The sequence below is a fragment of the Pseudomonas sp. P105 genome (genome assembly GCF_032614175.1).
Classification (GTDB): domain Bacteria; phylum Pseudomonadota; class Gammaproteobacteria; order Pseudomonadales; family Pseudomonadaceae; genus Aquipseudomonas; species Aquipseudomonas rhizophila.
Window position 1 is genome coordinate 2,981,279 of sequence record NZ_CP126693.1, and the last position, 14,340, is coordinate 2,995,618.

The 14,340-nt window shown below is 62.7% G+C and carries 12 protein-coding genes; 6 read left to right on the forward strand and 6 right to left on the reverse strand.

The features are described from left to right. The first annotated feature begins 43 nt into the window (after positions 1 to 43). Positions 44 to 484: a CBS domain-containing protein gene (locus tag QOM08_RS13470; RefSeq protein WP_274090412.1), complete on the forward strand. Its 441-nt coding sequence runs from the start codon at positions 44 to 46 to the stop codon at positions 482 to 484. Between the two features lie 69 nt (positions 485 to 553). Here QOM08_RS13470 and QOM08_RS13475 read toward each other — a convergent pair whose 3' ends face one another. After that, on the reverse strand, positions 554 to 1,591 hold the full coding sequence (locus tag QOM08_RS13475; RefSeq protein WP_047226519.1) for an AraC family transcriptional regulator: 1,038 nt from the start codon (positions 1,589 to 1,591) through the stop codon (positions 554 to 556). A gap of 9 nt (positions 1,592 to 1,600) precedes the next feature. Beyond that, complete coding sequence (locus tag QOM08_RS13480; protein ID WP_160892667.1) at positions 1,601 to 2,512, reverse strand: GGDEF domain-containing protein; 912 nt, start codon at positions 2,510 to 2,512, stop codon at positions 1,601 to 1,603. Between the two features lie 476 nt (positions 2,513 to 2,988). On the opposite strand from QOM08_RS13480, the gene QOM08_RS13485 reads away from it, so the two are divergent. The 5 genes from QOM08_RS13485 (at position 2,989) to QOM08_RS13505 (ending at position 9,593) form a co-directional block, all read left to right on the forward strand. Then, on the forward strand, positions 2,989 to 5,511 hold the full coding sequence (locus QOM08_RS13485) for a TonB-dependent receptor (protein ID WP_047226516.1): 2,523 nt from the start codon (positions 2,989 to 2,991) through the stop codon (positions 5,509 to 5,511). 82 nt (positions 5,512 to 5,593) lie between these two features. Beyond that, on the forward strand, positions 5,594 to 7,531 hold the full coding sequence (locus QOM08_RS13490) for a phytase (protein ID WP_316913170.1): 1,938 nt from the start codon (positions 5,594 to 5,596) through the stop codon (positions 7,529 to 7,531). Positions 7,532 to 7,595: 64 nt separating this feature from the next. Then, positions 7,596 to 8,303 carry a protein TolQ gene (gene tolQ, locus QOM08_RS13495; RefSeq protein ID WP_076384930.1) on the forward strand — a complete coding sequence of 236 codons (708 nt, stop codon included), beginning with the start codon at positions 7,596 to 7,598 and terminating at the stop codon, positions 8,301 to 8,303. Positions 8,304 to 8,316: 13 nt separating this feature from the next. Next, entirely contained in the window at positions 8,317 to 8,763 is a 447-nt protein-coding gene (gene tolR / locus QOM08_RS13500; RefSeq protein ID WP_316913171.1) for a protein TolR, read from the forward strand. Then, positions 8,760 to 9,593 (forward strand): TonB family protein, encoded by an 834-nt coding sequence (locus tag QOM08_RS13505; RefSeq protein ID WP_316913172.1) that lies wholly within the window; start codon positions 8,760 to 8,762, stop codon positions 9,591 to 9,593. The genes tolR and QOM08_RS13505 overlap by 4 nt, the downstream gene beginning before the upstream one ends. A 33-nt stretch (positions 9,594 to 9,626) precedes the next feature. Here the strand turns inward: QOM08_RS13505 and QOM08_RS13510 are convergent, their stop codons facing one another. From QOM08_RS13510 to QOM08_RS13525, 4 genes are read right to left on the reverse strand one after another with little or no spacing between them, the layout of a single operon-like run. Then, a complete protein-coding gene (locus tag QOM08_RS13510) occupies positions 9,627 to 10,094 on the reverse strand; it encodes a response regulator (protein ID WP_047226511.1) in 468 nt (155 codons plus the stop codon). Beyond that, positions 10,091 to 12,403, reverse strand: a complete 2,313-nt coding sequence (locus QOM08_RS13515; RefSeq protein ID WP_076384926.1) for an ATP-binding protein — start codon at positions 12,401 to 12,403, stop codon at positions 10,091 to 10,093. Before QOM08_RS13515 ends, QOM08_RS13510 begins: the two co-directional genes overlap by 4 nt. Further along, the gene (locus QOM08_RS13520; RefSeq protein WP_047226509.1) at positions 12,400 to 13,068 is read right to left on the reverse strand and encodes a response regulator; all 669 of its coding nucleotides are present in this window, start codon (positions 13,066 to 13,068) and stop codon (positions 12,400 to 12,402) included. The genes QOM08_RS13515 and QOM08_RS13520 overlap by 4 nt, the downstream gene beginning before the upstream one ends. Next, complete coding sequence (locus QOM08_RS13525; protein ID WP_047226508.1) at positions 13,065 to 14,249, reverse strand: sensor histidine kinase; 1,185 nt, start codon at positions 14,247 to 14,249, stop codon at positions 13,065 to 13,067. The genes QOM08_RS13520 and QOM08_RS13525 overlap by 4 nt, the downstream gene beginning before the upstream one ends. Between the last annotated feature and the right edge of the window lie 91 nt (positions 14,250 to 14,340).

Here is a 14,340-nt window from a genome sequence, read left to right on the forward strand (position 1 = left end):
TTAAGTGCATTGGCTTGCCTTTAACTGAAGTTGGGAATCAACAATGAAAACAGCCGCTCAACTGGTAAGACTCAAGACTGTGCAGAACCAGCAGGTTCACAGCATCGCGCCGGAGCAGACCGTGCTCGAAGCGCTGCAGATCATGGCCGAGAAAAACGTCGGCGCGTTGCCGGTGATCGAACACGGTCAGGTGGTTGGCGTGTTCAGCGAGCGTGACTATGCGCGCAAGCTGGTGTTGCAGGGACGCTCCTCGGTGGGCACTTCGGTACGCACCGTCATGAGTGCTCCCGTGGTCACCGCCGATAGCCAGCAGAGCATCGACCGCTGCATGGAAGTCATGACCGACAGCCACCTGCGACACTTGCCGGTGCTGGATAACGGCCAGTTGATGGGGTTGTTGTCCATTGGCGATCTGGTGAAAGAGGCGATTGTCGAGCAGGCGGATTTGATCCGGCAGCTGGAGCATTACATTCGTGGGCACTGAACCCACAGGGAATTTATCTGTGGGAGCAAGCCTTGCTCCCACAATGGTGCGAAGTTTCGCTAAATTTCCTCACCCCAACATCAGCAACTGCCGGATCAGATTCGGCGTACTGCCGGTCCAGCGCTTGAACGAGCGGCGAAAATTCGCTGTGTCGTTGAAGTTCAGGTACTGCGCCACTTCCTCGTTGCTGAACCCCTTGACCTGGTACAAGTACAACGCCACATGGGTGTGCACCCGGTCCACCTGTTGCTGGAACCCGGTATGGTGCTTGTGCAGCTTGCGCTTGAGCGTCGCCGGGCTCATGGCGAAAGCCTGGGCGATCTGTTCCAGGCTGGGCGTCTGCTGCACATGGCTGTGCAGGTAGTCGTAGACGCAGTCCAGAAAGCTTGCCGCGAAACCCAGTTGATCGAGTTGGTCTCGGGCTTCGATCCGCGCCACCTGGCCGGCGGTGGCCGACACGTTGGGCCAGGGCTGGGCCAGACAGTGGCGAGGCAGGCGCATCAGGTCCAGCGGCCGATTGAATTGCGTCTGTTCACCCAGGTGCACCCAGTACTGTTCGACGTAACGCGGCTCCTCATGGCGAAAGCTGCATTGCCAGGGCAGGCGTTCGCCGCTCAGCCATGCACTCATGGCAACCATCGAAGTCATGCTGGCTTCCAGTATGAAGCGCCATTGTTCATCCGCACCGCAACTGTCCAGCCAATGGATGTAGGCATAGTGCTCGTCCAACAACAGGCGCGGCGCGGCCAGGGGGCTGAGCAGTGCTTGCTGGTCAATCAGGGTTTCCAGGGCCTGATGCAGATTCTGCGCGTGGCGTAGCGCATGGCTGGCTGGCCCGTAATGCCCCGGCAGCAGCCGCTGGCCAAACAGGAAACTGCTGTCACTGGCATCGAGCAGGCGTCGGCTGTTGTCGATCAGGCCAAGAAACTGTTGCGGGCTGATGCGGCTCTGGCCAGCGAGGATATCGTCGTGGAACAGCCCTGTGCCACGCAGCAGGCGGTGGCTGTCGATGTCACGCGACAGTGCCAGATCGATCAGCGCGGCAGGCTGATAGTGCCCCGGAATGAAGCGGCTGTCGGTTTCATACCAGCAGGTCTTGAGGGTCATGGGCCGGCCTCAGGCGCTTTTCAACGTGGAACGGGATCGGGCCAGCGTCAGGTTGAGGCGTTTGAGCAAGGCCTCCGGCGACTCGTCAAATGCCATCACCACGGCGGTGCTGGCGGCCAGTTGCAAGCGCTCGCCGTGTTGCCGAGTCTTGTGGGCCAGGCTGCCAACCGCGTGGGCCAGTTCTGCGGCCAGATACCGGGCCTGGCTCTCGCCGGTGTCGGGCAGCAGGACCACAAAGCGATCACCGGCCAGGCGACAAAGCAGATCCTGACGGCGCAGGTTCAGCACCAGCAACTGGCTGACGGCTTGCAGCACCGCATCCCCCTCGCCGTGACCGAAGCGCTGATTGATGGCGGTGAAGTTGTCCAGGTCCAGGGCCAGCAATGACAAGGGCTGCTGGCGGCGTCGGCTGTCCTCCAGGCTGCTCGTCAGTTCATGTCTGAAAAAGTCCGCGCCTCCCAGCGGCGTGAGTTTGTCGAACAGGCGGTGCTCGCGGAACAACCGTTCACGCTTTTCCATTTGTCCGTTGATCGCCAGTTGTTCCCGGTGCCAGTGATAGATGCCGAGGGTCAGCAGAATCATGCCCACCGGCATCGGCCCGGACTCCAGCCAGTGGTCCCAGGTGATGCTGTCGGGCAAACGGATGAACTCGTCGAGGCTGTCGATCCACCAGGAAAAAAAGATGCAACCCAGGCCCCATACGAGGTAGTTGGTCACCCGACCGGCCGGGCGACTCTTGAGCACCAGGCCGAGCCAGACCAGCGCCAGCAAGGCCGAGCCGCCTTCGCCAAGGATATCCAGCCAGACCCACTCACTCAGCGGTTTGAGCTCACCGTTGGCCAGGTGGAGCATCAGCCCGAGGTTGGCCGCCAGCAGAAGCAGGGTGAGTTTGAGGCGGTGCGGGCGCAGCACGGAGAACATGGCCGGAATCCTTTGCCAGAAGCGGAATGCGGCTCAGCACAGCAGATGGATGTGACAGTGCGGTGACGGTGGGTGAATGGGTGGGGGAGGTCGAATCAGCTCATTGGTTGTCCGGATTTTTATGCATGAGATCGCCCTTATCTCATTGTGGCGAGGGGATTTTGTGGGAGCAAAGCTTGCTCGCGACGAAGACGACTCGGTTTTTCAGGGGATCGAGGCGCCTGCATCGCGAGCAAGCTTTGCTCCCACAGCGGTGTGCAGCGACGTTTCGCTAAAAGTGATCGGCTGCTGAAGGCCTGTGCGACTCGGAAACAGGTCATTTCAGCTCATTCTGGTCCGCCAACCCCCTCACATCAGTGTGTTTTAGGCCCTGCGGGCAAACGCTGTCACAGAACCGTCACCCCCCACCCCTAGCGTGCCCTCCCAGTTGCCGGGCCGTTGCCTGGCGGATTTTCGGATTCCTGGGGGAGATCACCATGCATCACCGCACAAGCACTGCCGGGCTCGTCGGTTTTACGTTCACCGCGTTGGCGATGGCCATTGCCAGTGAACGGCTGAGCGCTGCCGAGCAGACGACCACTGAACACGTCCAAGTGGTCGGTCAGGCGGCCAGCATCGATCAGGCCCTGAAGGAGCAGCGCAGCGCCGATAGCATCAAGAGCGTGGTGCATGCCGACGGCGTGGCGCAGTTGCCGGATGAAAACGTCGCCGAAGCCGTGCAGCGCCTGCCGGGCATCAGCGTCGAACGTGACCAGGGCGAAGGTCGTTTTGTCAGCGTGCGGGGCCTGGGGCCAGACCTCAACAGCGTGACCATAAACGGCACGCTGGTACCGGCACCGGAAAGCGAGCGCCGGGCCGTTGCCCTGGACGTGCTGCCCGCGGAGCTGGTGCAGTCGCTGTCGGTGATCAAGACCCTGACGCCGGACATGGACGCCAACTCCCTGGGCGGCACGGTCGACGTGAAAAGCCTCTCGGCGTTCGACCACAAGGGCTTGTTCTACACCGGCAGCAGCGAAGCCAGCTACGACAAGAATACCGGCCAGACGAGTCCGAAATTCTCTGGTGCTATCAGCGACCGTTTCAGCCTGGGCGACGGCATCGATAACTTCGGCGTTGCAGCAGCGCTGAGCTGGCAGAAGCGCGATTTTGGCTCGGACAACGTTGAAACCGGCGGCGCCTGGGATTTCGAGCAAGGCTCACGACTGGAAGAGTTCGAACAACGCGACTATGACATCCGTCGGGAGCGCGCCGGCGGCGGGCTGAACTTCGACTACAAGCCTGATGATCTGAGCAGCTACTACCTGCGCACGCTTTACAGTCGTTACAAAGACAGCGAAACCCGCAATGCCGCCAGCCTGGCTTTCGAAGATCCGCAAGCGGCCGGTGAGCTGGGTGCCGCAGAAGGCGAGCGCAAGATCAAGCAGCGCGAAGAAACCCAGGAGATCCAGTCCTATGTACTGGGCGGGGAGCGCATGTTCGGTCTCTGGACTCTCAGCGGCCAGGGCGGCTACAGCAAGTCCAGCGAGGACAGCCCCGGTCATATCGCCGGTGCCACATTCGAAGGCATCGACAGTTTCGAGGGGGGCTTCTACGGCAACGACAAGCCGCGGCCGATCATTGGTTCGGGGTTCTATGATCCGGCCAACTTCAGCCTGGACAAGGTGGACTGGGAACAGCAGAACACCACCGACACCGAGAAAAACCTGCGCCTGGACCTGGCCAGAGACTATGACGTCAGTGGCTACGCCTCCCAGGTCAAATTCGGCGGCAAAGTCAGCCGCCGCGACAAGGACAACGATCTCGACGCCTGGGTCTATGAGGATTTCGACGATCTGGGGTTCACCGACGAGCAGTTGAACCTCGGACAATTCCAGAAGGGCAACGTGGATTACAGTCTCGGCCGTTACGGTCCAGGCATCAGTGCCGGAGCCATTGAACAATTGTTGGGTGGTCTGGACCGCGACGCCTTCTTTGATGCGCAAGAGTCGCGGGTCAATGACTTCCAGATGAGCGAAGACATCAACGCCGCTTACCTGATGAACACCGTGGACATCGACGATTGGCGCTTGATCGCCGGCATGCGTTATGAAGGCACGGAGTTCGAAGCCAAAGGCAGCGGCGTTACCGACGGCGTGTTCACCGACACACAAACCCGGCGCAAATATCACCACTGGCTGCCGGGCCTGCACGCGCGTTATCAGCTGGACAAGAACACCCAGGTGCGTGCGGCCTGGACCAAGTCCGTGGTGCGTCCGACCTTCGGGCAACTGGCCCCGGGTTTTGTCATTGACGATGACGAGGCGACCTTCGGCAACCCGGACCTCAAACCCCTGGAGTCGAGCAACCTGGACCTGGGCATTGAACATTTCATGGGCCGGGCCGGCACTGTGTCGGCTTTCGTGTTCTACAAAGACATCAAGAACTTCGTCTACAACACCGACCTGGCGGGCACGGGCGCCTGGGCCGACTTCTCCGAAGCCCATAGCTTTGCCAATGGTGACAGCGCCAAGCTCTATGGCCTGGAACTGGCCTACTCACAAAAATTCGACTGGCTGCCAGCCCCCTGGAATGGATTGCTTCTGGGGGCCAACACCACCTTCAGTCGCTCGGACGCCGAGATCGAAGGGTTCGATCAGGCCAGCGGAACACAACGCAAGCGCAGCATCGACCTGCCGAACCAGTCGGACACCGTGGGTAACCTGATGCTGGGTTGGGAAAACGACAAGCTGAGCCTGCGTCTGTCGGCCAATTACAAGTCGGCCTACCTGTATGAGCTGGCGTCCATCAGCGACCGCGACCATGACCTGCACGTTGACGCCCAGACCTTTGTCGACTTCAGCGCCCGCTACTCCCTGACCAAAAACCTGCAAGTGAGCCTGGAAGCCCAGAACCTCACCGACGAGTCGTATTTCGTCTACACCGGCCACCGCGCCTACAACGGTCAATACGAAGAATACGGCCCGACCTACAAGCTGGGGCTGACCTTCACCCATTTCTAGATCGCGACGCCGATCCGTCAGGGCGAGGGGAAAAATCCCCTCGCCCTGCAGGTGGACAAAAGACCCGTTTGAACCCGGCTCAATGACAAGGATTTTTCCGTTGAACACAGCTTTGTTTTTACCCAAGCAGTACCTGTTGGCAATGCTCATCAGCCTGGCAAGTGTTCCAGCGTTGGCGGCTTCCCCAACCCTGAAGCTGCAACCCTGGCCTCAGGCACAGGAACGCTCGATCAATGCCCTGGGATTCGTGCCCGGCCATTGGACCAGCGAACGACTGGCCAGCGCCCGTGAAGGCTTGCTGTTGCTGGATGCCCAAGGCCGCGAACTGTCACGCCTGGAGGGCTCCTTCGAAGGTCTCGACAGCCGTGCCCTCGGGGCGAACGTTCTGGTGGCCAGCCTCGACAGCACTCGTCAGCAAGCACTGTTGGTCAGCCTCGATCCGGATAAACGTCAGTGGGGGACGCCGCTGTACCTTCCTGCGCGAGATTTCCCGGTGAACGGGCTGTGCCTGTACCGCGATGAAGCGAGCAACCTGTTTGTGTTTCTGGTGGGTGAAGAAGGCAAGGGGGAGCAATGGCTGGTGGGCAACGGCGAGCACCTGAGCGCCAGTGCACAGCGCGTACGCGGCTTGCCACTGCCGCCCGATGCCCAGACCTGTCAGGTGCAAGACAGCGCCAATCAACTGTTCGTCAACGAGGAACAAGTCGGCTGGTGGGCCTACCCGGCATCCTCCGAGGCCGATGCCGTGCGTGTACCCGTGGCGATGCGCACACCGTTCGGTGACATCCAGCAGGCCGCTGGAGACCTGGCGGCGTTACCAGGCGGGTTGCTGGGCCTGGACCCACAAGCGCGACAGCTGCATCTGTATCAGCAAGACGGCCAGGGCTGGACCTCGACAGCCCGTCTGGCGCTGCCCGGCCTGAACGAGCCGGAAAATCTGGCGGTACGGGCGACGAAAAACGGCCTTGAACTGTTGTTGCGCGACGATGACAGCGCACACCTGTATCAGGGCCAAATCAATTGGAAACCCACCCCTGTGTCCCTGCCGCCGGTGCTGCCTACAGTGGTTGCCATTGGCCAGAGCGAGCCGGTGGCGCGCCAGGGCGACGCGGCGGATGATCCGGCGATCTGGGTTCATCCCACCACACCTGCCTTGAGCCGGGTGCTGGGCACCAACAAGAAGCAAGGCCTGCTGACGTATGACCTGCACGGCAAGCTGCTGCAGGAGCTGGCGGTGGGCCGGCTCAACAACGTCGATGTGCGCGGCAACTTCAAGCTGGGTACGCAAACCGTCGATCTGGCAGTCGCCAGCAATCGCGACCGCAACAGTCTCAGCCTGTTCAGCATCGACCGGGTCAGCGGCGAACTGCGCGAGGCCGGCGAGATCCCTACGCCACTCAAGGAAATCTACGGCATCTGCCTGTTCCAGCCGGTTGAGGGCGAACTGTATGCCTTCGCCAATGGCAAGGACGGGCGATATTTGCAGTACCGCCTCAGCGCCCCGGACGGCGTGGTGAAAGGGCAGTTGGTGCGCCAGTTCAGCGTCGACAGCCAGCCTGAAGGGTGCGTCGCCGATGACCGGCGCCAGCGGCTGTTTCTCGGTGAAGAAGACGTCGGAGTCTGGGCGGTGGATGCCCGGGCCGACCGGCCGGCGACATTGGACAACGTGATCAAGGTCGGACCTCAGTTGCATGCCGACGTCGAGGGCATCGCCCTGTACCAAGGCGCCGGCCACGATTACCTGGTGATCTCAAGCCAGGGCAACGACAGCTATGTGCTACTTGATGCCGAACCGCCTTATGCCGTGCGCGGTGCGTTCCGTGTCGGCTTGAACGGCGCCGCGGGCATCGACGGCGCCTCGGAAACCGATGGCCTGGAAGTCACTTCGGCCAACCTTGGCGGTCCCTGGAGCGACGGCATGCTGGTGGTCCAGGACGGCCGCAAACGGATGCCCGAGCAGACCCAGAACTTCAAGTTCGTGCCCTGGAACGAAGTCGCGAAAGCCTTGCGCCTGCCTTGAGCGGCGCTGTCATCAACCGGTCATGAACATTTCATCGAATAGCAGCCAGACAGGAGTTCTACCCATGCAAGCCACGCTGGAACATATGACAATCTGGGGCCTGATCAGCGATGCGAGTCTTCTGGTCAAGGCCGTCATGCTCACACTGCTGCTGGCCTCGCTGCTGAGCTGGTACCTGATCATCCAGCGCAGCACCGTGCTGCGCCGCACCGAGCGCCAGTTCAAGGGTTTCATGCAGCGTTTTCGCAGCACCAGCGATTTGCCAGCGCTGTTGCGCGAGACCGCCCAGGTGCGCGAGGAAGAGGGCGGCGTGGAGCCGATCTTTCACGCCGGCTTCCAGGCTTTCACCCAGCTCAACGTGCCCTCCGGCAGCCCACAGGTGGTGCTTGAAGGGGTGGAGCGTTCGCTGCAAGTGGCAATCAGCGAGCAGGAGGTGCAGTTGGAGAAAGGCTTGCAGTTTCTCGCCACGGTCGGTTCGGTCAGCCCTTACATCGGTTTGTTCGGCACGGTCTGGGGGATCATGAATGCCTTCCTGGGGTTGTCCCAGGTGCAACAGGCCAGTCTCTCCACCGTGGCGCCGGGCATCGCCGAGGCGTTGATCGCCACTGCCATCGGCCTGTTCGCGGCGATTCCTGCGGTGATCGCCTACAACCGCTTTTCCGCCCGCGGCCAGACCTTGCTGACACGCTACTACGCGTTCGGCAACGAGCTGCAGGCACGCCTGCATCGCAAGCTGCACGGCGCTCCGGTGAACCTGGCCGCGGCCGCTTGAGAGGAGAGGGCAGATGCTAATCAAGCCGCAACGCAAGCACGGGCCCAAGGCCGAAATGAACGTGGTGCCTTACATCGATGTGATGCTGGTGCTGCTGGTGATCTTCATGGTCACGGCACCCATGCTGACCCAAGGCGTGAAAATCGAGCTGCCCAAGGTCGCCAGCCAGGCATTGGCCAACGATAGCCGCCAACAGATCCTGACCCTGTCTGTTAAGGCCGAGGGCGGTTACTACTGGAACCTGGGTGCTGAACTGGACACCCAAAGCCAGACCGACAGCGCCGTGGACCTGGATCAGATGCGCGCCAAAGTGGCCCAGGTTGTCGCCGAGCGCAGCGATACCCAGGTGTATATCCGTGCCGACGACCACGCCGACTACGGTCGTGTCGTGGCCGCCATGGCCGCTTTGCAGCAGGGCGGGGTGAGCAACCTTGGGCTGGTGACCGAGGCACCCCGATGACGGCGATGATCATGCACAGTCCATCCTTGGGTTTACCCACGGTGTCCGGCAGTGGTTTCTGGAGGAACAGCCTGGCAGCAGGACTCGCCGTGGCCTTGCACGCGGTTGTCGCGGCATTGCTGGTGCTGGGCTGGACCGTAGAGAAACCGACCGTCGAAACGCCGCGGGTACTGCGCACGCAACTGGTGATGTTGCCACCGCTGCCTGTGCCTGAAGCGCCTGCGCCGACCGCCGTGGCAGAGGTCGCCCCAGAACCGGTCGAAGCCACGCCGGCTCCAGTGCAAGCGCCACGCCCGGCGCCGAGCAAACCTGCGGTTGATCCAAGGCTCCAGGCGCAGAAACTGGAGCAGGCAACCCTGGCGCGTAAACGGGTCGAGGAGCAAAAGCGCGAGCAGCAGGCCGAGCAACAGGCCCAGCAGCAGCGCGAGCGTCTGGAGAACCAGCGACGTCAGCAGGAAGCCGAGCAACAGGCCGCCGAACGACAGCGCCAAGCGGCTCAACAGGCCCAGGCGCTCGCCCGGCAACGCCAAGCCGAACAGGCGCGCCTGGCCGCCGCCGACAGTCGCCACTATCAACCCCTGAGCAAAGAGGCCCCGGATTATCCGCAACGGGCTTTGGACAAAGGGTTGGAAGGCGATTGCACGGTGGAGTACAGCGTCAAGCCGGACGGGCGAATCGACAACCCCAAGGTGCTGGATGGCTGCCATCCGTTGTTCATCCGACCCTCGCTGACTGCGGCCCAGACCTTCCGTTATCAGCCGCGGATCGTCGACGGCCAGGCCGTGACAGTGCCGGCGGTGCGCAATACCTTTCACTACCGCATCGAATAGAACCCGAGCCTGTTGCGGCCCGGCGTAATCGGACTAAACCGCGCCGGCGGCCGGCCGGTGCTGGCGCAACAGTTCGATCTGCTGCGATGGAACCAGCTCGCGCAACGCCTTATAGAGCGCCCGTGTTTCCAGCAGATTCCAGATGCGTAGCATGGTTTCCAGCGCATCCAGGGGTTTGCTGATGAAGTCCCGGGCGCCCAGCGCCAGGGCGCGCAGGCGGGTGTCGCGGGTGGCGTCGGCGGTCAGCACCAGGATCGGCAGGTAGTCGTTTGCCGGGATGCGCCGGTTGAGCTGCTCCAGCACGGCGAAGCCATCGAATGCCGGCATGTGCAGGTCCAGGATCACCAGGTCAGGCTCAAAACTGTTGAACAGGTCGAGGGTGCGCAAAGGCTCGGTGCTGCTCAATACGTTGTGCAGCCCTTCGCGAGCCAGCAACTGCTCCATCAGGTCCAGGTTGGGGCGCTGATCGTCAACGATCAGGATGCGCAAATCGCGATTCATGCGGGCTCCGGTAAATAACGTTCAAGGTGGCCGAGAAAGGCCTGGATATGAATGGGTTTGGTCAGGATCGCTGTGGCCCCGGCTTCGTGCAGGGCACGGTGGGTCAGGTCGCTGGCATCGGCGGTGATCATCAGTACCGGTGTGGACGCCGTAGCCGCCGATTGCCGCAAGCGGCGCAGCACCTCCAGGCCTGTCAGGTCCGGCAGGGTCACGTCCAGCAGGATCAACTGCGGGGCGTGCTGGCGAGCCAGGTCCAGGCCCAACTGGCCTTGCATGCTCGACAGCAGTTGAATACCCGGACGTCGCTGCATCAGGGTCTCGATCAGCGCCAGGCTCGACAGGTTGTCTTCGATGCACAGTATCTTGCCGTGATATTCGACTGACGGACGCGGTGCCTTCAGCGCGACGATGGGGGGCAAGCGGGCGTGTTCCACCCGGGCACCGGGCAATTGCAGGGTAAAACAACAACCTTGCCCCGGCTCGCTGTGGACCTGCAGGCTGCCTTGCATCATTTCCAGCAGGCTCTTGCTCAAGGACAGCCCAAGACCGGTGCCCTCGACCTGTGGATCGGCACCCAGGCGCTCGAACGGCTTGAACAACCGGTCAAGCTGCTCAGGGGCAATGCCATGCCCGGTGTCGCTGACGGCAATGCTGACTCGCGGCCCCTGGGCCGTCACTTCAATGCGCACTTCACCGCCGGGCCGGTTGTACTTGATGGCGTTGGACAACAGATTGAGCAGCACCTGCACCAGGCGTTGACGGTCGGCCAGCACACCGCTGCTGTCGGGTAGCGGCGCCAGCTCGGCTAACTGAATCCCGGCGTCGGCCGCCATGGGTGAAACCAGCGTCAGGGCTTCATGCAACACCGTCGTCAAGGCAATCGGCTCAATGTTCAGCGGCAGACGACCGGCCTCGATCCGGGCAATGTCCAGCACCTCGTTGATCAATGCCAGCAGATGCTGACCGGCGCGCAGGATGTGACTGACCTGTGGGCGCTGGCCGGCGCTGGAGTCCATGTCCAGCAGTTGCGCGAAGCCGAGTATGGCGTTCAGGGGGGTGCGCAGTTCGTGGCTCATGCGCGAAAGAAATTCGCTCTTGGCGCGGCTGGCGCTTTCGGCTTCTTCACGGGCGGTGCGCAGGGCGATCTCGGCGGCGCGGCGGTCAGTGATGTCGCGGGTGATCTTGGAAAACCCGCGCAGGGTGCCGGTACTGTCGTACTGGGCAGTGATGACCACACTGGCCCAGAAGCGGCTGCCGTCCTTGCGACAGCGCCAGCCTTCTTCCATGTAATGACCGTCACGGGCGGCTTCGTGCAGCGCCATGTCCGGGTGCGCCGGGCATTCTTCGCTCAGATAGAACAACGAAAAATGCCGGCCGAGGATTTCCTGTTCGGTGTAACCCTTGATCCGCTCGGCACCGGCGTTCCAGGTAATGACATGGCCTTGGGCGTCCAGCGCAAAGATGCCGTAGTCCTTCACCCCATCGATGATCAGTCGCAAGCGTTCTTCGTTATCCCGCAGAGCCCGCTCGCGTTCGGCAAGCAACTGCCCGGCCTCTACCAGACGAGTGCCCAACTGGCCGATTTCGTCCTGCTCCGGCGGTTGCGGCAGCAACGGTTGACCCAAGGCCAGGCGCTGAGCGTTGCCTTGCACCTGTTGCACGCGGGCGACAATGCCCTTGGACAGGAACAGCACCGCCACGATGGCGCCAAGCAGCCCGCACAGCGCCGCCAGTAGCGTGGCGAACAACAGGCGCATGCGCGTGGCCGAGGCGGCGGCACTGCGGTCGGCGAGCAGGGCGTCCTCACGTATACGCATCGCGTTGATCTGCTCGCGCAGCACGTCCAGGACGTGTTTGTTTTCGATCAGAATCGTCGTGATGGCCGCTGTGTCATCGGCCTTGCCGTTGCGCAAGGCATCCAGCCCATCGAGTTTTTCTGCGATCAGTGGGGTGATGGTCTTGAGGCGCTCGCGCATCCGGGCGTCGCGGATGTTGTGGTCCAACCGTTGCAACGCGGCCTTGATCAGCGGCGTGGCCTGTTCGTAGCTGGGCAGGAAGTCTTCGCGCCGGGTCAGCAGGTAACCGCGCACGCTGGCTGCGGCTTCGGCCAGCAGGGTATGCACCGTCTGGATATCGCCCTGGACCAGCAGCACCCGGCGCACGTCTTCTTCGGCCCGGGCGGTCTGGCGTTCGGTGATGTAGATCAGCACCAGCGACAGCAACAGCACCACCAGGGGCAGGGAAATGACCACCAATGCCTTGCCCCGCAATGGCAGGTTGGCCCAGCGGCGGGCGGCGAGGAATCTCATGGCCATTGCCCGCTGGGTTGTGCCACCAACCCCAGGGCAACACCGCGCACGGCGGCCTGGGTTCGATCGGCGGCTCCCAACTTGCCGATGACGCGCTCCACGTGGGCCTTGGCGGTGCCGGGGGCGATGCCGAGTTTTTCGCCGATTTCACGGTTGCTGAAGCCGCCGGCCACCAGCCCCAACACCTGGCGCTCGCGGGCTGTCAGGGCCTGGACCGGGGTAGCGCCACTGGCACCGCGCTCGGCCATGCGCCGCAGCAGGCGCGCACTGACCGAACTGTTCAGGGCCTCTTCGCCCTGGGCGACCCGTTTGAGGGCGTCCAGCACTTCATCGCGGCTGGCATCCTTGAGCAGATAACCGACCGCGCCCGCGCCGATGGCGGCTTCAAGGTGATCAGGGCTGTCGTCCATGGTGAAGATCACCACTTTGATCCCCGGCTGGCGCTGCTGCAGGATGCGCGCCGCCCCCAGACCATTGAGCACCGGCATGCGAATGTCGAGAATGGCGATGTCCGGTTGCAGCCGCTCGCACAGATCGAGGGCTTCCTGGCCGTCGCTGGCCTGGCCGACGACTTCGAACCCCGGGCTGCCGGCCAGCATGCTGATAAAACCGGTGCGGGTCACTTCGTGATCATCGGCCAAAAGCAGGCGTAAAGGGGACGTCATGAGTGTGTTCCGTGGGTGGGTAGGGGGACGCTGGCCAGCAAACGGGTGCCGCCATCGGGCTGGCTGAAACAGCTCAGGTGGCCGCCCAGCAGGCTGGCTCGTTCCTGCATGGCCGCCAGGCCCAGATGGCAGGTGCCATTGGTCTCGATGGGTTGTTCCAGAGCAAAACCACGGCCATTGTCTTCGACCCGCAGCGAGGCCCGGTCGTCGCTCACCATCAATCCCAGGCGTACATGGCTGGCCCGGGCGTGCTTGAGAATGTTGTTGATGCCTTCCTGGGCAATGCGGAACAAGGCGATTTCGGTGTTGCCCGGCAGGCGAGCGGCGCTGTGCTCGGCCCAGTCCACCGACAGGCCTGCATCCCGCAGGCGGTCGGCTTCCTTGTCGACGGCTTTGTACAGACCGAAGTCATCCAGCGCATGGGGACGCAGACCGCCGATCAACTGCCGGCCTTCGCCGACACAACCCCGGGCGAGATCGAGGATGGCCTGCAAGTCGTTCGCCAGGGCCGGCGGCAGAGGCGGGCAGCGACCGGCGAACCCCTGCAGGCGCTGATGCAGGCCGGCCAGGTTCTGTGCCAGACCATCATGCAGGTCGTAGGCCACACGCTTGCGTTCGTCTTCCTGGGCGCTGAACAGTCGATGGACCAGCTCGGACATGGTGCGTTCGCGGGCCTGCAACGCTTCGAGCAGACGACTGTTTTCCAGATGGGCAGCCAGCAGGGTCGCCAGCAATTGCAGTGACTCAATATCCTCGTTGTCCGGCGTGCCCAGGGCTACGCCGTTGCCCAGCAATAAAGCCCCGAACACCACACCGTCGGAGCCACGCAACGGAACGCGCAAGACCTGGGGCAGGGCGCTGCCAGGGTACTCCAGCCATTGTGGCTCGGCTGACGGCGGCTGAGCCAGGTTGGCAAGCAGATCGAGCCGTTCTTGGCTGCCATGGCTGGCGATGGTGCGAAACGTGGTGTCCGCCGCCCACTCCAGCAGCAGGCCATGATCCATGGCCATGAATGCGCACGCTCGTTGCACTGCGCGCTGGCGCATCGCCGACAGGGGCAGTTGCGTCAGTTCATGGCCGGTGCCCAACAGCAGGCGCAGGCGTGCGGCACGACTTTGCGACTGGCGATATTGGGTTCGGATGGCCAGGGCACTGCCGGGGTCATGGGGTGGGCTTTGCATGATAGGGCTCCAGCGTGGATGGGACCGGTCGGCGTGGCGGTATTAGAGCGTGTCATCAGCACCGGGCCTATCTGCCGAACGGCATAGGCAA